This window comes from Pedococcus sp. P3_C7 (assembly GCF_056402615.1).
On the sequence record NZ_JBFUHC010000006.1, the window covers coordinates 148,082 to 168,798 of the forward strand.

The window sequence follows — 20,717 nt, forward strand, 5'->3', positions numbered from 1 at the left end:
ATTTCAGTCATGACCATCATCCTGCTCCTGGCATTCGTCACTGCGCTGGTCTTCGCCGTCGAGCGACACCACCGCCGCACCTGGTCGCTCCCGCACGCACCGCACGGATCCGACTCAACCATCGCCTTCACCGACCTCGACCACGACTGGGACCGCGTCCTGCACGACGCCGAGGCGCGTTCCTGACGCGCAGGCCACTCGCCCCGCACCTTCGGGCGAGTGGCCGAAAGTTCGGAAGCGTATGCCGCGCGGCTAGCCTTGGTGACCATGGTCGCCAAGGTGCTCGAGCCGTCGGTGTGGCTGGCGCTCGAGGCCCAGCACGCCGACCGCGTCGACGCGGCCACCTCGGGTCATCGAGAGCGTCGCCAGAGCGGCGTCGCCCACCCGGTCGAGGACTTCCTCTTCACGTACTACCCGTTCAAGCCGTCGCAGCTGCGTCGCTGGCACCCCGGACCCGGCGTGGTCCTCGAGGGCGCCGCGCACCTGGACCGCGGCGCGTGGCGGTTGTACCGCGAGGTGGACGGTGGCACCCAGCTGGACGCCGCGGCATACCTCGAGTCCCGTGGCGACACCGTCGAGTTCGTCCGCCGACTGGTGACGGCGACGCACGCGCGGCCGGCGCAGCTCGGGTGCTTCGGCCTGCACGAGTGGGCGATGGTCTACCGGCAGCCCGCCGAGGAGGTCCGCCACGCAGCCTGGCCACTACGGCTCGGCCCGAGGGGCACCGACGAGGTCGTCGACGGCCTGCAGATCAAGTGCACCCACTACGACGCGTTTCGCTTCTACACTCCCGCGGCCCGGTCGCTGAACCTCCTCCAGCCGACCCGGGAGGACCAGGTGGCGCTCGAACAGCCGGGGTGCCTGCACGCCGGTATGGACCTCTACAAGTGGTGCATGAAGCTGTCGCCCGCCATCCCGAGCTCGCTGGTGATGGACTGCTTCGACCTCGCCCGTGAGATCCGCGAGCTCGACATGCGCGCCTCGCCCTACGACCTGAGCGCCCTCGGCTACGTCCCGGTCGCCATCGAGACACCGCAAGGCCGAGCGGAGTATGCCGCCGCCCAGCGCGACTTCGCCACGCGCGGCCAGGGCCTGCGGGAGCGACTCCTGCAGGCCCTGGACGCGATCGGTGGGGACTACTCGGCGGGCTCGTTCTCGTCGGCCGAGGCGCCGGCGTCGGTCGGCGTGTCGGTCGGCGTGTCGACCGGGGTGACGTCGACGCTGCCGGTCTCGTCCTCCGCGAGGATGCGGTAGAGCGAGCGGCGAGCATCGGCGAGCACCTGCTGTGCGGCGTCGAGCTGGGCCGGCTGGCCCGCGACGACGACCTGTTCTACGGCGACCACCAGCTGGCCGATCTCACGGCGCATCTCGCGGAAGCCGCGACGGGGAGTGGTCGCGTCGACAAACGCCTGTGCGAGCTCGTCGCCGTGGCCTTCCGCGTAGGCGCGGCCGTCGTCGGTCAGTGCGAAGACCTTGCGACGCGGATCGTCGTCGGACTCGTCGGGGGCGATCAGGCCCTCCTCGTCGAGCACGCGCAGGGCCGGGTAGACCGACCCGGGACCCGGCTGCCACGAGCCGTCGGAGCGCTCGGCGATGGCGGTGATGATGCCGTAGCCGTTCATCGGCTCCTCCGCGAGGAGGGCGAGGATCGCGCGTCGGACGTCACCGCGACGGCCGCGACGTGGTCCGCGACCCCCGCCGCGAGGGCCGCGGCCCTCGCCACTGAGCCCCCTGCCGGAACCGGCACCCGGGCCGAAACCGGCACCCGGGCCGAAGCCCGCGCCGGGTCCGAAGCCGGCGAACTCGCCGCGGCCACGGCGGGGTCCCCCGTGGTGGCCGTGACCGGGGTGACCGGACTCGCCGGAGCTGCTCCCTCGACGGGGGTGGGACATCTGGATGTTCAGGTTCATGCGATTCATGGGTTCTCTCCTACGAATGGGGGTGCGGGGGCCGTCGCTCTGGTGGACGGCTCTCTCTCGCACAATCGACAGTATGTTGTCGATATATCGAATGATGCGCTCGTCGATATATCGATGTCAAGTCCCACTCTCGACCTCCACCCTCGACCTCCACCCTCGACTCCCGGCTCCGGGCCACGGACCGGACCCGTGCGCGCGCTCCTGCGGCGGCCCGTAGGCTGACCTACCGTGTCGAAAGTTCTGACGTCCCTGCCTGTTGGTGAGCGTGTCGGGATCGCCTTCTCGGGTGGTCTGGACACCTCTGTCGCCGTTGCCTGGATGCGGGAGAAGGGGGCGATCCCCTGCACCTACACCGCGAACCTGGGCCAGTACGACGAGCCCGAGATCGACACGGTCCCCGACCGCGCCGGGCAGTACGGCGCCGACCTGGCGCGCCTGGTCGACTGCCGGCCCGCGCTCGTGGAGGAGGGCCTGTCCGCCATCGCGTGTGGTGCGTTCCACATCCGCAGCGGCGGCAAGACCTACTTCAACACCACTCCCCTGGGCCGGGTCGTCACCGGGACGCTGCTGGTGCGTGCCATGAAGGACGACGGTGTCGACATCTGGGGCGACGGCTCCACCTTCAAGGGCAACGACATCGAGCGGTTCTACCGCTACGGCCTGCTCGCCAACCCGGCCCTGCGCATCTACAAGCCGTGGCTCGACGCCGACTTCGTGAGCGAGCTCGGCGGCCGCAAGGAGATGTCGGAGTGGCTGCAGGCCCGTGACCTCCCCTACCGCTCGAGCACCGAGAAGGCCTACTCCACCGACGCCAACATCTGGGGCGCCACCCACGAGGCCAAGACCCTCGAGTTCCTCAACGAGAGCATGGAGATCGTCGAGCCGATCATGGGCGTCGCGTTCTGGGACGAGTCGGTCGCAATCGCCACCGAGGACGTCACCGTGCGGTTCGAGCAGGGGCGCCCGGTGGCCATCAACGGCCAGACCTTCCCGGACGCGGTGTCCCTCGTCGACGAGGCCAACAAGGTCGGCGGACGCCACGGGCTCGGGATGTCCGACCAGATCGAGAACCGCATCATCGAGGCCAAGAGCCGCGGCATCTACGAGGCCCCGGGCCTGGCCCTGCTGTGGATCACCTACGAGCGACTGCTCAACGCGATCCACAACGAGGACACCATCGCCAACTACCACGCCGAGGGCCGTCGCCTCGGCCGGCTGCTCTACGAAGGCCGCTGGCTCGACCCGCAGTCACTCATGCTGCGCGAGTCGCTCCAGCGCTGGGTCGCCTCGGTCGTCACCGGAGAGGTCACTGTCCGGCTGCGCCGGGGCGACGACTACTCGATCGTCAACACGACCGGTCCCGCCTTCAGCTACCACCCGGAGAAGCTCTCGATGGAGCGCACCGAGGGAGCGGCCTTCGGCCCCGTCGACCGCATCGGCCAGCTGACGATGCGCAACCTCGACATCGCCGACTCCCGGGCCAAGCTCGAGCTGTATGCCGCGCAGGGCCAGCTCGTCGCCCGTCACCAGGACCTCGTGGGCGACCTCGAGCCCGGGGGCGCCAAGGCCATCTCGTCGAATCCCCATGCAGCACAGGCCGACTCCGACGACGACGCACTCGACCGCGCCGCCATCGAGTTCGGCACCGACTGACCACCACAGACACCCCGGCGGTCGGTGGGGTGGGCTATCTGACGGGGACGCCCGACCGCACGAGTCCGTAGGTGACACCGTCCACGAGTGCCTGCCAGGACGCCTCGATGATGTTGCCCGCGACGCCGATGGTCTCCCACGACGTCGAGCCGTCGGACGTCTCGATGAGCACCCGGGTCACCGCGTCGGTGCCGTGGGCCGCGTCGAGGATGCGCACCCGGTAGTCGATCAGCTCGAGCTTGTCGAGCTCGGGGTAGGCCGGGGCCAGTGCTCGGCGCAGCGCGTGGTCGAGCGCGTTGACGGGACCGTTCCCCTCGCCGGTCGCCACGACCCGCTCGCCGCCCGCGACGAGCTTGACCGTTGCTTCCGACAGGGCGGTCTCGCCGCCGCCACGGGCATCGGTGATGACGCGCCAGGACTCGACCTCGAAGAAGTCGTAGGTCGCGTCCTCGACCTCCCGGCGCAACAGCAGCTCGAAGGACGCGTCGGCCGCGTCGAAGGTGTAGCCGCGCAGCTCGAGGTCCTTCACCTTGGCCAGCACCCGGGTGAGCAGGTCCTTGTCGTCGGAGAGGTCGTAACCCAGCTCGCGGCCCTTGAGCTCGATGCTCGCGCGACCCGCCATGTCCGACACCAGCATCCGCATGTCGTTGCCCACGTGCTGCGGGTCCGTGTGCTGGTAGAGGTCGGGGTCGATCTTGATGGCGCTGGCGTGCAGCCCGGCCTTGTGTGCAAAGGCACTGGCACCGACGTAGGGCTGACGCGAGTAGGGCGGCACGTTGGTGATCTCGGAGATCGCGTGGGCGATGCGCGTCGCCTCGCGGAGCCGTCCGCTGTCGAGCATCGGCAGGCCTCGCTTGATCTGCAGGTTGCTGACCACCGTGAGGAGGTCGGCGTTGCCGGTGCGCTCGCCGTAGCCGTTGATGGTCCCCTGCACGTGGGTCGCCCCCGCGTCGACCGCCGCCATCGAGTTGGCCACCGCACAACCGGTGTCGTTGTGGCAGTGGATGCCCACCCGGGCAGCGGTGGTGCTGACGACGTCGGCCACCACGTCGGCGACCTGGTTCGGCAGCATGCCGCCGTTGGTGTCGCACAGCGCCACGACCTCGGCGCCGGACTCCATCGCGGCACGGATGACCTCCAGCGCATAGGCCCGGTCGGCGGCATACCCGTCGAAGAAGTGCTCGGCGTCGAGGAAGACGCGACGCCCCTCGCCGTGGAGGAAGGAGACGGTGTCGCGCACCATGGCGAGGTTCTCCTCGAGGGTGGTCCGCAGGGCCGACTCCACGTGGCGCACATGGGATTTCGCCACGAGGGTGACGACCGGGGCACCGGAGTCGACGAGGGCGCGGACCAGCGGGTCGTCGGCCGCGTTGCCGCCGACCCGCCTGGTCGCGCCGAAGGCCGCGAGGGTCGCGTTGCGCAGCGTCAGCTCGGTCTTGGCGCGCGCGAAGAACTCGGTGTCCTTCGGGTTGGCGCCCGGCCAGCCACCCTCGATGAAGCCGACGCCGAGCTCGTCGAGGTGCAGGGCAATGGCCAGCTTGTCCGACACGGAGAGGTTGAGCCCCTCCTGCTGCGCACCATCGCGCAGGGTGGTGTCGTAGACGTGCAGGTCGCTCATCGCGGTGTCCTCATCGGTTCGGTCTCGCCTCGGTGGTACAGCAGTTCCTGGTGGTCATTCTCCCCGGCATCGCGCCCGCTGCCCGGCGGGGATGGTGCTGGCAGCGGCTGACAGACAGTGCCTGACAAACGAAAAGACCCCCCGGGTGTGGGAGGTCTGCGCGACGAGGGAGTTCTCGTCGCGCTAGTCGATAATCACCATGGTGGTGGCCATGTGCCAGGACGTCACGTGCTCACTGTGACACGGGCCATTCACGCTGTGGAACCCCGGTCCGCATCGTGGTCAGGACCACGAGGAGGTATGCCGCGCGGCCGCGTCCACCAGCGCGGCGAACAACCGCGGGTCGTCGCCTTCCTCCGGATGCCACTGGACAGCCAGCCGGAACCCCGCCGCCGGGTCCTCCATCGCCTCCAGCGTGCCGTCTTCCGCCCAGGCGGCGGCGACGAACCCGGGATGGGTCAGCACCGACTGGTGGTGGTAGCTCGGCACGACCGTGGAGTCGCCCAGCAGCGAGTTCACCCGCGTCCCGGCCACGGTGGTCACCGCGTGGGCACCGTAGGCCCCCACGTGGGGCGAGTGGTCCTGGTGGCCCACCCGGTCCGGCACGTGCTGCTCCAGGTCGCCTCCGGCGGCCACGGCCATGACCTGCATACCCCGGCAGATCCCGAGGAGTGGCACTCCCTCCTCGGCGGCGGCCGCTGCCAGGGCCAGCTCCATGGCGTCCCGGTCCTCCCGGGGCTCCTGGGCCGCTGGGTGGCGCTCGCGGGCATACCGCGAGGGATCGACGTCGGCCCCGCCGGCGATAACGAGGCCGTCGAGTCGCGAGAGGATCTCCGCGGCAAGGCCAGGGTCGCCGTCCGCCCGCGGCGGGATGATCACGACGACCCCGCCGGCCTGCTCGAGCTTGCGGATGTAGGAGTACGGAACAGTGGCGCTGGGAACGTCCCGCCAGACAGCACGGGACACCGGCTCGACGTAGCAGGTCAGCCCGATCACGGGGCGGCTCACGGGGCGGCGGCTCACGGGGTCCTCATCGGGTGCTCACAGGGGCGCTCGTTCTCACAGCGGGGTGACGTACGCGCCGCTGATCCCGCCGTCGACGAGGAACTGCGAGGCCGTGATGAAGCTGGACTCGTCACTGGCGAGGAAGAGGACCGCGTTGGCGATCTCCACCGGCTCGGCGAACCGGCCGACCGGGATGTGCACCATCCGCCTGGCCGCCCGCTCGGGGTCCTTGGCGAACAGCTCCTGCAGCAGTGGCGTGTTGACCGGCCCGGGGCAGAGGGCGTTGACCCGCACCCCTTCGCGGGCGAACTGCACGCCCAGCTCACGCGACATCGACAGCACGCCGCCCTTGCTGGCCGTGTAGGAGATCTGGCTCGTGGCGGCACCCATCACCGCGACGAAGGACGCGGTGTTGATGATCGAACCCCGTCCCTGTTCCAGCATGTAGGGCAGGGCAGCCTTGCAGCACAGGTAGACGCTGGTGAGGTTGACCTCCTGCACCCGGCGCCACGCGTCGAGCCCGGTGGTGAGGATCGAGTCGTCGTCGGGAGGCGAGATCCCGGCGTTGTTGAACGCGACGTCGACGCTGCCGAACTTCTCCTTGGCCGTGCGGAACAGCGCCTCGACCTCCTCGGGGTCGGTCACGTCGCAGTGGACGTAGGCACCCCCCAGCTCCGCGGCGATCGACTCCCCCGCGGCGTCGTCGAGGTCGCCGATCACGACCGTGGCGCCCTCCTCGGCAAACCGTCGCACCGTCGCGAGCCCGATGCCGCTGCACCCGCCCGTGACGACGGCCACCCTGCCCTGGAGCCTGCCTGCCATGAAGTGTCCTCTCAGCTGTCAGTGGAGATGAATACGTTCTTGACCTCGCTGAACGAGTCGAGGGCGTCCGGTCCGAGCTCCCGGCCGAGGCCGGACTGCTTGAAGCCCCCGAAGGGGGTGGAGTACCGCACGCTGCTGTGCGAGTTGACCGACAGGTTGCCGGCCTCGACCCCGCGCGCCACCCGCAGCGCCCGACCCACGTCGCGCGTCCAGATCGAGCCGGACAGCCCGTATGCCGTGTCGTTCGCCTTCGCGACCGCGTCGGCCTCGTCGTCGAACGGCATCACGGCGACCACCGGCCCGAAGACCTCTTCCTGCCAGACGCGGTCGGTCGTGGCTCGGGGCAGAACGACCGTTGGCGGGTACCAGTAGCCGGCGCCTTCGGGCGCCCCACCCCGGAAGGCAACCTCGACCGGCTCGGGCGACTCCTCGACATACGACCGGACGGTCTCGCGCTGACCCGCGCTGATGAGCGGACCCATCTCGGTGCCCTCGTCGCCGGGTGCGGCGACCACGACCCCGGCCACGGCCGGCTCGAACAGCTCCATGAACCTGTCGAAGACGCTGCGCTGCACCAGGATCCGGCTCCGTGCGCAGCAGTCCTGGCCGGCGTTGTCGAAGACGCCATAGGGGGCCGTGGCTGCAGCCTTCTCGAGGTCGCTGTCGGCGAAGACGATGTTGGCGCTCTTGCCACCGAGCTCGAGGGTGATCCGCTTGACCCGGTCGGCCGCGCCACGCATGATCCGTTGCCCCACCGCGGTCGATCCCGTGAAGCAGATCTTGCGCACCGCGGGGTGGGTGACGAACCGCTCGCCCACGACCGACCCCTTGCCCGCGACCACCGTGAACACGCCCTCGGGCAGTCCAGCCTCGAGGGCCAGCTCACCGAGTCGCAGAGCCGTCAGCGGGGTGAGCTCAGCAGGCTTGAGCACCACCGTGTTCCCTGCTGCCAGCGCCGGGGCGAATCCCCACCCGGCGATGGGCATCGGGAAGTTCCACGGCACGATGATCCCGACCGTCCCCAAGGGTTCCTTGAAGGTCACGTCGATTCCGCCCGCGACGGGGATCTGCCTGCCGAAGTGGCGTTCGGGTGCGGCGGAGTAGTACGTCAGGACGTCGCGGACGTTGCCTGCCTCCCAGCGCGCGTTGCCGATGGTGTGGCCGGCGTTGGCCACCTCCAGCCGGGCCAGCTCCTCGAGGTGGTCGTCCACGACCTCCGCGAACCTGCGCAGCAGCCGGCCCCGGTCGGCTGGAGCCAGGGCGCGCCAGGCGGGGCCGGCAGCCTCTGCTGCGGCGATCGCCGCGTCGGCGTCCTCGACCGAGGCCAGGCTGACCTCCGTCACCACCGCCTCTGTTGCGGGGTTGAGAACCTCGTGGATCGTCGCGCTCACAGCCGCTCGAACCCCCGGACCCGCTCCCAGTCGGTGACCGCCGCGTTGAACGCGGTGAGCTCGATCTTGGCGGCGTGGGCATAGTGCTCGACCACGTCGTCCCCCAGCGCGGCTCGGGCGACGGGCGAGGCGAGGAACAGCTCACGCGCCTCGCTGAGCAGCGAGGGCACGCGCTCCTTGTCGGAGGCATAGGCGTTGCCGCCGAACGCCGGCTCGAGCGGGAGCTCCTCGCGTATGCCGTGCAGCCCGGCGGCGAGCATGCCCGCCACCGCGAGGTAGGGGTTCACGTCGCCCCCGGGGACCCGGTTCTCGACGCGGAGCCCGGCACCGTGCCCGACGACCCGCAGCGCGCAGGTCCGGTTGTCCGTGCCCCAGGCGATGGCCGTGGGCGCAAAGGAACCGGGCTGGAACCGCTTGTAGGAGTTGATGTTCGGTGCGTAGAGCAGGGTGAAGTCCCGCATGGTGGCCTGGATGCCTGCGACGAAGTGCTCGAAGACGAGTGAGCGTCCACCCTCGCGGTCCTCGTCGGCGAAGACCGTTTCCCCACCGAGCCCTCGCAGTGACAGGTGGATGTGGCAGGAGTTGCCCTCGCGCTCGTCGAACTTGGCCATGAAGGTCAGCGACTGCCCGTGCTTGGCGGCGAGCTCCTTGGCAGCCGTCTTGTAGACGACGTGGTTGTCGCAGGTCCGCAGCACCTCGTCGTAGAGGAAGGCGATCTCGTGCTGTCCTGGGTTGCACTCGCCCTTCGCGCTCTCCACGGTCACGCCCGCGGCATACATCTCGTTGCGGATCTCGCGCAGCAGCGGCTCGACCTTGGTGCCGCCGAGGATCGAGTAGTCCACGTTGTAGCGGTTGGCCCCGGTCATGCCCTGGTAGCGCCGGTCCCAGCCCTGCTCGAAGCTCTCCTCGAACACGATGAACTCGAGCTCGGTGCCGGTGAGCGCCACGAAGCCGAGCTCGGCGGCCGCGTCGACCTGGGCCTTGAGCACCGACCGTGGTGACGGGCGCACCGGCCCGCTGCCGTCGAGCCAGGACAGGTCGCACTGGACGGTGGCCGAGTAGGGCTGACCTGGCGTGCGCCGCAGGGTCGACAGGTCGAGGTCGAACATCATGTCGCCGTAACCGCGTTCCCAGGAGCTGATCGCGTAGCCGTCGACGGTGTTCATGTCGACGTCCACAGCGAGCAGGTAGTTGCACCCCTCGGTGCCGTGCCCGAGGACCGAGTCGAGGAAGAACTGGCTGTGGATCCGCTTGCCCTGCAGCCGTCCTTGCATGTCCGTGAAGGCCACGATGATCGTGTCGATGGTGCCCGCGGCGATGTCCGCCTTGAGCTCGTCGACGGTGAGCTGGGGTGGTGTGGTCATGGCGTCTCCCTGTCCTGCCTCAGCCCAGCAACCCGCGCAGCAGGGCTGCCGTGGCGTCACAGTGCTCTTCCATGGTGGCCCGGGCAGTGTCGGCGTCCCCGCCGAGGACTGCCGCGACGATGGCCTCGTGCTGGTCGTTGGAGTGGGCGATGTTGAGGGGCAGCACCGGGATCGCGGTCAGCAGCTCGTGCAGCGCGGACTGGGCGCGGGTGACGGCCTCGATGAGCATCGGCGAACCGGAGAGGGTCGCGATGGCCAGGTGGAAGCGGCTGTCGGCCAGCCGGTGGGCGGCGTTGTCCGGAGCCTCGCGCGCCGCTTTGGCGCTCTCGATCAACCAGGCCCGCTGGTCGGCGGCCAGCGCCTTGGTGGCCGCCAGGGCGGCAGCGCCCGGCTCGACCACCCGCCGGAAGTCGATCGCGTCGGCCAGCGCCGCCCCCGTGCGGACCGGCGTTGCGCCGGTCCCCGGCTCCAGTCCGGCGTAGGTGATGACAGTGCCACCACCGCGGCCGCGCCGCGTCGTGACGAGCCCGGACTCGCGCAGCGCCGCGATCGCCTCGCGAAGCGTGTTGCGGCTGACGCCGAGGCGCTCGGCGAGCTCGCGTTCGGGAGGGAGCTGGTCGCCGTCGGTGAAGACCCCCAGCCGGATGGCTGTCGCGAGCTGCTCGACGGTCGACTCGAACGCGTTGCCCGATGCAGGCCGCAGCACGACGTGCGGCAGGGACGTCTGCGGGGCGGGACTCACGTTCAGATCCAATACCCCCCACCGGGTCGCGTCAATGGTCTGCGAAAGAACCATTTCGTCACGTCGCCGTCTCGCGCGCGAGCCTCAGCCCGTCGGGGTCGAACGGCGGACGCAGGCCCACCGCCACGTCGTAGCGCTTCCCCGCGAGGTCGATCTCGTAGCTGCCGCTGCGCAGCCAGTCAGCGGTGGCGCTGCCCGTGGCCCGGTCGCCCACAAGGGCCAGTCCGACCCCGCTCCCCAGGCTGGCGCCCCAGGCGGCGCTGGTGACCTGGCCGACCGGTTCGCCGTCGCGCAGCACGAGCTCGCCACCCCATGGGTAGGCGGCGGGGTCGTCGACCACGAACGAGACGATCCGCCGGGCCGGAGGCACCAGCCGCGACTGCTCGACGGCCGCTCGCCCCAGAAAGTCGATGTCGGTCCGGAGCTTGCACGCGAAGGTGAGACCGGCGACGACCGGCCCGGTCTCCGTCGTCAGCTCGCGGCCAAAGGCGCGATAGCCCTTCTCCAGCCGCATCGACTCGATCGTGGAGTAGCCGGCCGGCACGACACCCAGGTCGCTGCCCGCGTCGAACAGGTCCTCGTAGACGCCGGCGGCGAGATCCGTGGGGACGTACAGCTCCCAGCCCAGCTCACCGACATACGTGATGCGAGTCGCCCGCACCGTCGCCTGCCCGACCCTGACCTCCCTGCTGGTCGCAAAGGGGAACGACGCGTCGTCGAACGCATCGGGCGACAACCGTTGCAGCAGCTCACGGGACCGTGGTCCCATGACGCCGAGCACGGCATACGCACTCGTGAGGTCGACGACGTGCGCCGACGCGTCGGGCGGGAAGTGACGGCGCATCCAGTCGATGTCTCGGACCGTCGTCGCGGCGCTGCTCACCACGAAGAACTCGTCGGCGGCAGTCCTCGTGACCGTCACGTCGGACTCGTAGGTGCCACGCGAGTTGAGCATCCCCGTGTAGACCGAGCGACCAACGGGCACACCCACGTCGGCGGTGCAGACCCACTGGAGGGCGCGCTCGGCGCCCTCCCCGACCACGAGGTACTTCGAGAAGGAGGTCTGGTCGAAGACGGCTACCGCCTCCCGCGTCGCCAGCTGCTCGGCGACCGACCAGTCGACCCACGTGGGACGTTCCCAGGAGTAGTCGATGACAGGCGGGAGACCATGGGGCGCAAAGACATTCGGCCGCTCCCAGTTGTTCCGACTCCCCAGGCAGGCACCCTGGGCGACGACCAGGTCATGGACGGGTGAACGGCGCAGCGGTCGCCCTGTCTCGAGCTCACGGTTGGGCCAGGGCACTGCATAGTGGAGCCCCAACACCTCGCCCACGCGGCGGCGCAGCCAGTCGTTGTTGCCCGCCAACGGGGAGAACCTGCGGATGTCGGCGCTGATCAGGTCGGTGGTCGGCTCGCCTTCGACGATCCACTCCGCGAGCGCCCGACCGGCACCGCCCGCCGACGCGATCCCCACTGAGTTGAAGCCCGCCGCGACGAAGAAGCCGGCCAGCTCGGGCGCCTCGCCGATGATGAACTGGTTGTCGGGGGTGAAGCTCTCCGGCCCGTTGTAGAACTTGCGGATCCCCGTCTCCGCGAGCACAGGCAGCCGGTGGACGGCGCTGTCCATGAGGACCTCGAAGTGCTCCCAGTCCTCCTCCAACAGGGCGAACTCGAACGGGTAGGGGATCTGGTCCGGGGGTACCCACGGCTTGGCCACCGGCTCGAACCCGCCCACGAGGAGACCCCCGACCTCCTCCTTGACGTAGGTGTAGCCGTCCGGGTCGCGCAGGATCGGCAGGTCACGGTGCACCCCCTCGATCTGCTCGGTCACGACGTAGAAGTGCTCGGCGGAGTGCAGCGGCACGGTGACCCCGACCAGCTCCCCCACGGCCTTGGCCCACTGGCCGGCACAGTTGACGACGACCTCCGCCTCGACGTCTCCCTCGTCGGTCCGCAAGCCCGTGGCCCGGCCGCCCTTCGTCAGCACGTCCGTGACGCGCACCCGTTCAGCGATGTGCACCCCACGCATCCGCGCGCCCTTCGCCAGGGCCTGGGTGAGGTCCGTCGGGTCCGCTCTCCCGTCACCCGGGAGCCAGATCGCACCGACCAGGTCCTCGGCGCGCATGAGTGGGTAGCGCTCGTGCGCCTGCCCCGCGGTGAGCAGCTCACAGTCCAGGTCGTATGCCGCGGCGCTGGCAGCCGTGCGCCGCAGCGCCACCATGCGCTCCTCGGTGCGGGCCACGGTGAGCCCGCCGCAGACGCGGTATCCCGTGCCGAGACCCGTCTCCGCCTCGAGGCGCGAGTACAGGTCCGTCGAGTACTGCACGAGTCGCGTGCTCGCCTCAGTGGCCCGCAGCTGGCCGACCAGCCCCGCAGCGTGCCACGTCGTGCCGCACGAGAGCGAACCCTGTTCGAGGAGCAGCACATCGGTCCAGCCGAGATGGGCCAGGTGGTAGGCGACACTGCACCCGATCACGCCGCCACCGATGATGACGACCCGGGCCCGCTCCGGCAGCTGCTCGTTCACGCCGGGTCGCCCGTCACGTCGCCGGACACCGCAGTGGTGGCCGCATCGATGAGCTCGTCAAGCCGCGCGCTCGTGAAGAGCGCCGCCGCGAGGTCGTGGCGCTCGAGGGCGAAGTCCCAGAAGTCGTGTTCCACGTCGGACACGCCGTGCTGGATCGCTCCCCAGAGGGTCCACGCGTAGCGGCCGGCGAGGCCCCACAGCTCCGCTCGTGCCAACAGCCGGTCGTCCACCGACCCGTAGTAGGAGTCGACCAGCTCCACGAGGTGCTCATGGTCGAGCTGCGACTCGTTGACCAGGTTTCCCAGCTCGAACGACGCCTCGTTGGTGCCGGAGTACTCGTAGTCGACGATGCGGATGCTGCCGCCGTCGTCCAGGAAGTTGGCCGCCAGCAGGTCGTTGTGGCACGGCACCCGGGGTTCGGGGAACCGGCGCAGCGCGGCCTCGACCCGCGCAGCCACGTCGCGCAGCTCGACATACCCGTCGGGGACGCGCAGCCCTCGCTGGGTGACGATGCCCCAGTAGCGACGCTGGATGTCGAAGATGTCGAAGTCGGAGGCGAAGGGGGGCCCGGCGTGGAGCAGGCGAAGCGCAGCGGCGATCCGCCGCAGGTTGGACGCGACGTCGCTCGCGGCATACGTCCGCCCCGGAAGGAAGCCGACGACGAGCACCCCCTGTCCCGGGAGGTAGTCTACGACGGGAGCGCCGACTCCGGCCAGCGCCGCGGCACGGCTGTTGAGCCACTCGTGTTCGCGGTTGACGGCCAGCAGGTCGGTCGTGGGCGGCGAGATCCGGACGACGACGTCCTGCGTCGCCGTCCGGACCCGGTAGTTGTGGTTGGTCAGCCCACCGGGCAGCTCACTCACCTCCCGATCGCCCGCAAGGGCAGGGAGCTGGGCGAGCGCCTGGTCGAGGGTGACCCCGTGGCTCACTCGCCGAAGGCCTCGACGACCGCCTGGTCGATGGTGTGCTTCGGGCCCTTGAACCACTTGCGGGCCGAGACCTGCCACCACACGGCGAGCACGATCAGCGACCCGATCGTCAGGATCGGTGCGTAGTTGACGAACTTCCAGTCGAAGTCGTCCGTGAACGGCACCCCGGCGGGGACGAACGGCATGATGAAGTACACCGAGATGATCGCGATCTCGATGACTGCGATGAGGTTCATCCACTTGTACTTCGCACCGTTGTTCCAGCTGCCTGGCTGGAAGGAGTCACCCATCCGCCACCTCAGCCAGATGGGGATGAGGAACGCGAGGTAGAGGCCGATCACCGCCACCGAGACGACGGCGTAGAAGGCCACCGGCACGATGAGGGGCTTGTCGGCAGTGCCGATGTTGACCTCCTTGAGAGCCGGCAGGGTGATCAGCGCGGCCACCACGGCAACCAGCATGACCGCGTTGGCCGGGACCTTGTTGGCAGAGAGCGAGGACCACAGCCGCGAGCCCGGGATCGCACCGTCGCGGCTGAACGCGAACGTCATGCGCGAGGCACTGGTCATGCAGGACGTCGTGCAGAAGAACTGGCCGATCGCGGAGATGAGCAGGATCGCGGTGGCCCACTTGGAGCTCATCGCGTTCGTGAAGATGTAGGCCACGCCCCCGCCGCCGACGCCGGCGTTGTCCGGCGCACCGTCCTTGTCCGGCACGGCGAACAGGAAGCACAGCAACAGGATCCAGCCACCGATGGCCGAGTAGAAGATGGACTGCCAGATCCCCTTGGCGGCTGCCTGCGAGGCGGCAGAGGTCTCCTCCGAGAGGTGGGCCGAGGCGTCGAACCCGGTGATCGTGTACTGCGTGAGCAGCAGCCCGAAGGGCACCACGAGGAACCAGTACTTCACCGAGCTGTTCGAGCCTCCGCTGTAGCCCGAGTTGTTGAACCGCTCGGTGAAGACGTAGGAGAAGCTCTGGTGGTGGTCAGGCACGAGGATGAGGATCAGGATGACGATCGCCGCACCGACGACGTGCCACCAGACCGAGACGTTGTTCATCAGTGCCATCAGGTGGCCGCTGAAGATGTTGAGCACGGAGGCGAGCACCAGGACGATGAGGAAGGTCCAGAACACCCTCGTCAACGAGTAGCTGCCGGCGTAGCTCTCGGAGAACGTGCTGAGGGTCAGGTCGATGAAGGTCGCACACCCGTAGGCCACCGAGGCCGTGACGGCCACGAGACCGATCAGGTTGAGCCAGCCCGTGAAGAAGCCGGCCCGCGCGCCGCCCATCTTGCTGGCCCACCAGTAGATGCCGCCGGAGGTCGGGTAGGCCGACACGAGCTCGGACATGGTGAACCCGATGATGAGGATGAACAGCGACACGATGGGCCAGCCCCACGAGATCGCAATCGGGCCACCGTTGTTGAAGCCCTGGCCGAACGTCGTGAAGCAGCCCGCAAGGATCGAGATGATGGAGAACGAGATCGCAAAGTTGGAGAAGCCCGACCACGACCGGTTGAGCTCCTGCTTGTAGCCGAGTTCCGCCAACCGGCGTTCGTCGTCCGAGAGTTTGCTGACGCTGGCCATACGGGCTCCTAGTCTTCGGTGCGAAGTGGAGCCGATATTTCACCCACGAGACTCACCCTGTCAATGGTCCAATCACAAACCATTGACTAGTCACCCGGCGGGTCAGACGAGGCGCGTCAACCAGCCGTGGGTGTCCTCGGTGCGGCCGTACTGGATGTCGAGGAGCCGCTCACGAATGGTGCGGGTCACCTCGCCGTAGTCGACGCCGCCCCGGTGGTCGCAGGAGCCGCCTGCCCAGCGCAGCTCGCCCACAGGCGTGATGACGGCCGCGGTGCCGCAGGCGAAGATCTCGACGATCTCCCCGCTGGCCGCTCCGTCCTTCCACTCCTGGATCGGGATGCGTCGCTCCTCGGGCTCCAGCCCCATCTCCTTGGCGAGCGCGAGCACGGAGGAACGCGTGACACCCTCGAGGATCGAGCCGGTGAGCTCGGGCGTGATGAGCTTGTTGTCCTTGGTCACGAAGAACAGGTTCATGCCGCCGAGCTCCTCGACGAAGGTGTGCGTCGACGCATCGAGGAACACCGCCTGGTCGCAACCGTTCTCGATTCCTTCGAGCTGGCCCGCGAGGCTCGAGGCGTAGTTGCCGCCACACTTCGCCGCGCCGGTGCCGCCCTCGCCGGCGCGCGCGTAGTCGGTCGAGAGCCACAGGGTGACCGGCTTGATGCCGCCGCTGAAGTAGGCGCCGGCCGGGGAGGCGATGACCGAGTAGGTCACCTCGGTCGCGGGTCGAACCCCGAGGAAGGCCTCCGAGGCGTACATGAAGGGCCGCAGGTAGAGGCTCGACTCACCACTGGTACCGGAGGGCACCCAGGCCTGGTCGACCTCGACCAGTGCCCGCAGCGAGGCGAGGAAGTCCTCCTCGGGCAGCTCGGGCAGCGTCATCCGACGGGCACTGCGCCGCATCCGCTGGGCGTTCGCCTCCGGGCGGAAGGTCCAGATCGACCCGTCCGCGTGCCGGTAGGCCTTCATGCCCTCGAAGATCTCCTGGGCATAGTGCAGCACCGCCGCCGACGGCATCAGGGTGATGGGTCCGTAGGCCGTGACCTTGCCCTCGCTCCACCCCTCGCCCTTGCGCCACACGGCGGTGACCATGTGGTCGGTGAACGTGGTGCCGAACCCCGGGTTGGCCAGTACTGCCTCGCGCTCCGCGTCCGGCCGCGGGTCGGTGCGACGCGTGACCTCGAAGGTCAGCGGGGCGGTGGTCTGGCTCATGAAGTCCTCCTGGGTGTCGCCCCCGTCAGGGCGGGGCTGCTCCTGCCGAGATTACCTGTCCGGCACACCACCCGGGCAGGAGACGTCGGATGCAGCCGGTGACCTACAGGAGGGACGCGATGGCGTCGCCGACCTGGGTCGTGCTGCGTACGGCGCTCCCCCGCGTCGCGAGGTCGGCGGCGACCGCGCGTTCGACCCTGGCGGCTTCGTCGGTGCGCCCCAGGTGCTCGAGCAGCATGCCGACGGACAGGATGGTGGCGGTCGGGTCGGCCTTGCCCTGACCTGCGATGTCGGGTGCGGACCCGTGGACGGGCTCGAACATGCTCGGTGCCGTGCGGTCGGGGTTGATGTTGGCGCTGGCGGCGAGGCCGATCCCGCCGACGATGGCGGCCGCGATGTCGGTGATGATGTCGCCGAACAGGTTGTCGGTGACGATCACGTCGAACCGACCGGGGTCGGTGGCCAGGAAGATCGTGGCCGCGTCGACGTGCTGGTAGGCCGTCGTGACCTCGGGGAACTCGGCGCCCACCTCGTCGACGGTGCGCCGCCACAGGTGACCGGCGTGGGTCAGCACGTTGTGCTTGTGCACGAGCGTGAGGTGCCTGCGGGGGCGGGCCTGCGCGCGGGCGAACGCGTCGCGGACGACCCGCTCGACGCCGAATCGGGTGTTGACGCTGACCTCGGTCGCGATCTCGTGCGGGGTGCCCGCGCGCAACGAACCACCGTTGCCCACGTAGGGGCCCTCGGTGCCCTCACGGACCACCACGAAGTCGATGCCGCCGGGCGCCACGCGTTCCACGGCCAGCGGGCTCAGGACGCCGGGGTAGAGCCTGGCGGGACGAAGGTTGACGTACTGCTCGAGGGCGAAGCGCAGCGGCAGGAGCACACCGCGCTCGAGCACGCCGCTGGGGACGGTCGGGTCGCCGATCGCCCCGAGGAGGATCGCGTCGTGGCCGCGGAGCTCCTCGAGCACCGAGTCGGGCAGGGTCTCGCCCGTGGCGTGCCACCGACGGGCGCCCAGGTCGTACTCGGTGGTGTGGAACTTGGTCCCCGTGCCGGCAGTGACCGTTTCGAGGGCCTTGATGCCCTCCGCCACGACCTCCGGACCGATCCCGTCGCCGCCGATGACGGCGAGGTTGACGGTGTCGTTGCCAGTGCTGTCGGGAGCCATGTCTCCAGCCTAAAGACGGTCTTGCGATCTGATACTGGTGTCTCACCTGACGAACGGCCCCGGGCGGGTGCCCGAAGCCGTTCGTCGTCGCACCCAGATGGTGCGGTGGATCATGCCTGCGACGTCAGTCGTCGGAGTGACCCTGCTCGCGCAGGTCCATCGACTCTTGCAGTGCCTGACGTGCCTTCTCGGCCTCTTCGCTCATGTCACTCATTCCTTTGCGGATGCCCCTGTGTCCCAACAGGGTTCGGGTTTGTCTGGGTTCTCGGTGTCTCGCTGGGCGCTCTCCGGTTAACGGGGCGCCACTGTCAGCCACGCACGCGGGATCTCCGCGGCGAGTGGGCTGACTACCGGAACTCGCCGCGGCGGATAAGAATTACGACCTGCCGCGTCATGTCTTCGAGGTTACGTGGACGTCCAACTAAACGACACCCGTTTCCCACGCAGTGAGACACGTCTGGACGTGAGCGCCGCCACAGTGCTTCCCCTCAACCTCTGACGCCCTGCCGCGTCGCGGACCATGCCAGTGCCTAGGGTGACGAGGTGCTGCCCGACGACTACTCCCTGCGCCCACTCTCGCTCGACGACTCCGCCGCCCTCGCGGCCGCCTACACCCGCAACCGCGAACATCTTCGACCGGCGCCGGTCAGGCCGGACGCGTTCTTCACCGAGGAGGGCCAGCGCGAGGCCATCCGCGACCGACTGCGCCAGGTCGAGCTCGGCCTGTTCGACGCCTGGCTGTTGTGGCACGGTGACGAGGTCGTCGGGACAGCGACCCTCCAGAACATCGTGAGAGGGGCCATGTACGGGGCGGACGTGGGGTACTGGATCGACCACGCCCACCTGCGCCGGGGCCTTGCCGTGGCCGCGCTCGAGTTCCTGATCCGGCGAGCACGGGACCTGGACCTGCACCGACTCGGGGCAGGCACGAACGTCTCGAACCTCGTCTCCCAGCGAGTGCTGCGTCGGTGTGGTTTCGAGGAGTGCGGCCGGATCCCGGCCTTCCTGTACCTCGACGGAGAGTGGCGCGACAACATCATGTTCAACCTGGTGCTCCACGACGACCCACCGCCGGTCTGAGCCTGCACACCGACCATGCCCAGACACAGGTATGGCGGGGGGGGGCCCCCGCCGGGGATGCTGCTGTCGACGGTGAGCGCAACCAGGGCCTGGCCACCCTTCTCGTTGCGGGCCACCTGCATCCCGGCGATGTTGACGTCGGCGTCGCCCAGCAGCCGGCCGACGGTGCCGATGACGCCGGGACGGTCGACGTAGGTGAAGAAGGCGAGGTGCTCGGTGAGCGGCACCTCGATGTCGAAGCCGTTGACGCCCACGATCTTCTCGATCAGGCGCGGGCCGGTGAGCGTGCCGGCGACGCTGATCGTCGCACCGTCCGCCAGGGTCCCTCGCAGGATCGTGACGTTGCGGAAGTCCTGCATCGTCGGGTCCGTGAGCAGGCGCACCTCGCACCCACGCTGCTCGGCGAGCAGGGGCGCGTTGACATAGGTCACCGGGTCCTCGGTCACGTCGGTGAACAGGCCCTTGAGCGCGGCCAGCTTCCAGATCGACACGTCGTGCTGGGTGATCTCCCCCTGGACGTCGACGTCCAGCTGCACCGGCACGGAACCGGCGAGCGAGGTGAAGATGCGCCCGAGCTTCTCGACGAGGGCGATGCCGGGCCGCACCTCCTCGGGGACCACACCACCGGACACGTTGACCGCGTCGGGGACGAGGTCACCGCCGAGAGCGAGCCGCACAGACTTCGCGACGGAGACGCCTGCCTTCTCCTGGGCCTCGTCGGTCGAGGCGCCGAGGTGCGGCGTGACGACCACGGACTCGTGCTCGAACAGAGGGCTCTGGGTCGTGGGCTCGGTGGCGAAGACGTCGATGCCCGCCCCGGCCACCCGGCCCTCGCGGAGCGCCTCGGCCAGGGCCTCCTCGTCGACGATGCCGCCGCGGGCGGCGTTGATGATGCGCACGGTGGGCTTGACCTTCGTCAGGGCCTCCTTGCCGATCAGGCCCACGGTTTCCGCATTCTTGGGCAGGTGCACGGTGATGAAGTCGCTCTGCTCGAGCAGCTCGTCGAGGGTGACCAGCTGGGCGCCGAGCTGACCGGCGCGCTGGGCCGAGACGTAGGGGTCGTAGGCCAGGATCTCCATGCCGAAGCCCTTGAGACGCTCGGCGACGAGCTGGCCGATACGACCGAACCCGACGACGCCGACCTTCTTGTCGAGCAGCTCGACGCCGCCGTACTTGCTGCGCTTCCAGGCGCCCTCCTTGAGCGCCTGGTTGGCGGGGGCGATGTTGCGGGCCGTGGACAGCAGCAGGCCGACCGCGAGCTCAGCCGCTGACGTGATGTTGGAGGTCGGGGCGTTGACGACCATGACACCGGCCTGGGTGGCGGCCGGCACGTCGACGTTGTCGAGGCCAACGCCCGCTCGCGCGATCACCTTGAGGTTCTTGGCGGCGGCGATGGCCTCGGCGTCCATCTTCGTGGCGGAACGGATGAGGACCGCGTCGACGTCGGCGAGAGCCGGGAGGAGGGCCTCGCGGGAGGCGCCGTCGACGTGGCGCACCTCGAAGTCGGGCCCTAGGGCGTCGAGGGTGGCGGGCGAGAGTTCCTCGGCGATCAGCACGATCGGCTTGCTCACGTGTCAGTCCTTTGGTGGGTCAGTGGTCGGCCACTGATGGGTCACTGATGGGGGGTCCGGCACCGCGCTGTGCCCGCGGTCAGCATACGACCGCGCTCAGCATGTGGATGCCCCGGCTCGACATGTG

Annotated in this window: 17 protein-coding genes and 1 pseudogene; 4 read left to right on the forward strand and 14 right to left on the reverse strand. The window is 69.3% G+C overall.

Annotated elements, in window-relative coordinates; genetic code table 11:
• Positions 1 to 9 precede the first annotated feature (9 nt).
• Complete coding sequence (locus tag AC1DS4_RS09045) at positions 10 to 186, forward strand: hypothetical protein (protein ID WP_477615528.1); 177 nt, start codon at positions 10 to 12, stop codon at positions 184 to 186.
• Positions 187 to 267: 81 nt separating this feature from the next.
• The gene (locus AC1DS4_RS09050; protein ID WP_477632731.1) at positions 268 to 1,254 is read left to right on the forward strand and encodes a 3-methyladenine DNA glycosylase; all 987 of its coding nucleotides are present in this window, start codon (positions 268 to 270) and stop codon (positions 1,252 to 1,254) included.
• On the opposite strand, the gene AC1DS4_RS09055 is transcribed toward AC1DS4_RS09050, so the two are convergent.
• Positions 1,137 to 1,919: a PadR family transcriptional regulator gene (locus AC1DS4_RS09055; RefSeq protein ID WP_477632732.1), complete on the reverse strand. Its 783-nt coding sequence runs from the start codon at positions 1,917 to 1,919 to the stop codon at positions 1,137 to 1,139. The two genes, AC1DS4_RS09050 and AC1DS4_RS09055, sit on opposite strands and share 118 nt — an antisense overlap.
• Before the next feature lie 228 nt (positions 1,920 to 2,147).
• Between AC1DS4_RS09055 and argG the strand changes: the two genes are divergently transcribed.
• The gene (gene argG / locus AC1DS4_RS09060) at positions 2,148 to 3,572 is read left to right on the forward strand and encodes an argininosuccinate synthase (protein WP_477615531.1); all 1,425 of its coding nucleotides are present in this window, start codon (positions 2,148 to 2,150) and stop codon (positions 3,570 to 3,572) included.
• A gap of 34 nt (positions 3,573 to 3,606) precedes the next feature.
• Here the strand turns inward: argG and cimA are convergent, their stop codons facing one another.
• The 12 genes from cimA to AC1DS4_RS09120 all read right to left on the reverse strand — a co-directional run bounded on the left by cimA (position 3,607) and on the right by AC1DS4_RS09120 (position 18,153).
• The gene (cimA, locus tag AC1DS4_RS09065; protein ID WP_477632733.1) at positions 3,607 to 5,190 is read right to left on the reverse strand and encodes a citramalate synthase; all 1,584 of its coding nucleotides are present in this window, start codon (positions 5,188 to 5,190) and stop codon (positions 3,607 to 3,609) included.
• Positions 5,191 to 5,472: 282 nt separating this feature from the next.
• On the reverse strand, positions 5,473 to 6,213 hold the full coding sequence (locus AC1DS4_RS09070; protein WP_477632734.1) for a gamma-glutamyl-gamma-aminobutyrate hydrolase family protein: 741 nt from the start codon (positions 6,211 to 6,213) through the stop codon (positions 5,473 to 5,475).
• A gap of 36 nt (positions 6,214 to 6,249) precedes the next feature.
• Positions 6,250 to 7,017, reverse strand: a complete 768-nt coding sequence (locus AC1DS4_RS09075; protein WP_477615534.1) for a 3-oxoacyl-ACP reductase — start codon at positions 7,015 to 7,017, stop codon at positions 6,250 to 6,252.
• A gap of 11 nt (positions 7,018 to 7,028) precedes the next feature.
• Positions 7,029 to 8,408, reverse strand: coding sequence for an aldehyde dehydrogenase family protein (locus AC1DS4_RS09080; protein WP_477615535.1), 1,380 nt, complete (start codon positions 8,406 to 8,408; stop codon positions 7,029 to 7,031).
• Positions 8,405 to 9,772, reverse strand: coding sequence for a glutamine synthetase family protein (locus tag AC1DS4_RS09085; protein ID WP_477623320.1), 1,368 nt, complete (start codon positions 9,770 to 9,772; stop codon positions 8,405 to 8,407). The genes AC1DS4_RS09080 and AC1DS4_RS09085 overlap by 4 nt, the downstream gene beginning before the upstream one ends.
• 19 nt (positions 9,773 to 9,791) lie before the next feature.
• Positions 9,792 to 10,514 carry a FadR/GntR family transcriptional regulator gene (locus AC1DS4_RS09090; RefSeq protein ID WP_477615537.1) on the reverse strand — a complete coding sequence of 241 codons (723 nt, stop codon included), beginning with the start codon at positions 10,512 to 10,514 and terminating at the stop codon, positions 9,792 to 9,794.
• A gap of 58 nt (positions 10,515 to 10,572) precedes the next feature.
• A complete protein-coding gene (locus tag AC1DS4_RS09095) occupies positions 10,573 to 13,041 on the reverse strand; it encodes a GcvT family protein (RefSeq protein WP_477632735.1) in 2,469 nt (822 codons plus the stop codon).
• Positions 13,038 to 13,970, reverse strand: a complete 933-nt coding sequence (locus AC1DS4_RS09100; RefSeq protein WP_477632736.1) for a phosphotransferase — start codon at positions 13,968 to 13,970, stop codon at positions 13,038 to 13,040. Before AC1DS4_RS09100 ends, AC1DS4_RS09095 begins: the two co-directional genes overlap by 4 nt.
• Positions 13,967 to 15,556: an amino acid permease gene (locus AC1DS4_RS09105; protein WP_477615540.1), complete on the reverse strand. Its 1,590-nt coding sequence runs from the start codon at positions 15,554 to 15,556 to the stop codon at positions 13,967 to 13,969. The genes AC1DS4_RS09100 and AC1DS4_RS09105 overlap by 4 nt, the downstream gene beginning before the upstream one ends.
• A gap of 102 nt (positions 15,557 to 15,658) precedes the next feature.
• The gene (locus tag AC1DS4_RS09110) at positions 15,659 to 16,768 is read right to left on the reverse strand and encodes a branched-chain amino acid aminotransferase (protein ID WP_477615541.1); all 1,110 of its coding nucleotides are present in this window, start codon (positions 16,766 to 16,768) and stop codon (positions 15,659 to 15,661) included.
• A gap of 103 nt (positions 16,769 to 16,871) precedes the next feature.
• Positions 16,872 to 17,939, reverse strand: a complete 1,068-nt coding sequence (locus AC1DS4_RS09115) for a 3-isopropylmalate dehydrogenase (RefSeq protein ID WP_477632737.1) — start codon at positions 17,937 to 17,939, stop codon at positions 16,872 to 16,874.
• A 124-nt stretch (positions 17,940 to 18,063) separates the two neighbouring features.
• Entirely contained in the window at positions 18,064 to 18,153 is a 90-nt protein-coding gene (locus AC1DS4_RS09120) for a 3-isopropylmalate dehydrogenase (RefSeq protein ID WP_477615543.1), read from the reverse strand.
• A 329-nt stretch (positions 18,154 to 18,482) separates the two neighbouring features.
• On the opposite strand from AC1DS4_RS09120, the gene AC1DS4_RS09125 reads away from it, so the two are divergent.
• Positions 18,483 to 19,019, forward strand: coding sequence for a GNAT family N-acetyltransferase (locus AC1DS4_RS09125; RefSeq protein WP_477615544.1), 537 nt, complete (start codon positions 18,483 to 18,485; stop codon positions 19,017 to 19,019).
• A 53-nt stretch (positions 19,020 to 19,072) separates the two neighbouring features.
• Here the strand turns inward: AC1DS4_RS09125 and serA are convergent.
• Positions 19,073 to 20,590, reverse strand: a pseudogene (serA, locus tag AC1DS4_RS09130) (phosphoglycerate dehydrogenase); the annotation flags it as partial.
• Positions 20,591 to 20,717: the final 127 nt, after the last annotated feature.

What these genes read in the sequence shown, in the direction of transcription:
- AC1DS4_RS09045 (WP_477615528.1), top strand. Translation starts at nt 10, where the DNA reads ATGACCATCATCCTGCTCCTGGCATTCGTCACTGCGCTGGTCTTCGCC.
- AC1DS4_RS09075 (WP_477615534.1), bottom strand. Translation starts at nt 7,017, where the DNA reads ATGGCAGGCAGGCTCCAGGGCAGGGTGGCCGTCGTCACGGGCGGGTGC.
- AC1DS4_RS09115 (WP_477632737.1), bottom strand. Translation starts at nt 17,939, where the DNA reads ATGGCTCCCGACAGCACTGGCAACGACACCGTCAACCTCGCCGTCATC.
- AC1DS4_RS09110 (WP_477615541.1), bottom strand. Translation starts at nt 16,768, where the DNA reads ATGAGCCAGACCACCGCCCCGCTGACCTTCGAGGTCACGCGTCGCACC.
- AC1DS4_RS09105 (WP_477615540.1), bottom strand. Translation starts at nt 15,556, where the DNA reads ATGGCCAGCGTCAGCAAACTCTCGGACGACGAACGCCGGTTGGCGGAA.
- AC1DS4_RS09085 (WP_477623320.1), bottom strand. Translation starts at nt 9,772, where the DNA reads ATGACCACACCACCCCAGCTCACCGTCGACGAGCTCAAGGCGGACATC.
- AC1DS4_RS09120 (WP_477615543.1), bottom strand. Translation starts at nt 18,153, where the DNA reads ATGAGTGACATGAGCGAAGAGGCCGAGAAGGCACGTCAGGCACTGCAA.
- AC1DS4_RS09050 (WP_477632731.1), top strand. Translation starts at nt 268, where the DNA reads ATGGTCGCCAAGGTGCTCGAGCCGTCGGTGTGGCTGGCGCTCGAGGCC.
- AC1DS4_RS09055 (WP_477632732.1), bottom strand. Translation starts at nt 1,919, where the DNA reads ATGAATCGCATGAACCTGAACATCCAGATGTCCCACCCCCGTCGAGGG.
- cimA (WP_477632733.1), bottom strand. Translation starts at nt 5,190, where the DNA reads ATGAGCGACCTGCACGTCTACGACACCACCCTGCGCGATGGTGCGCAG.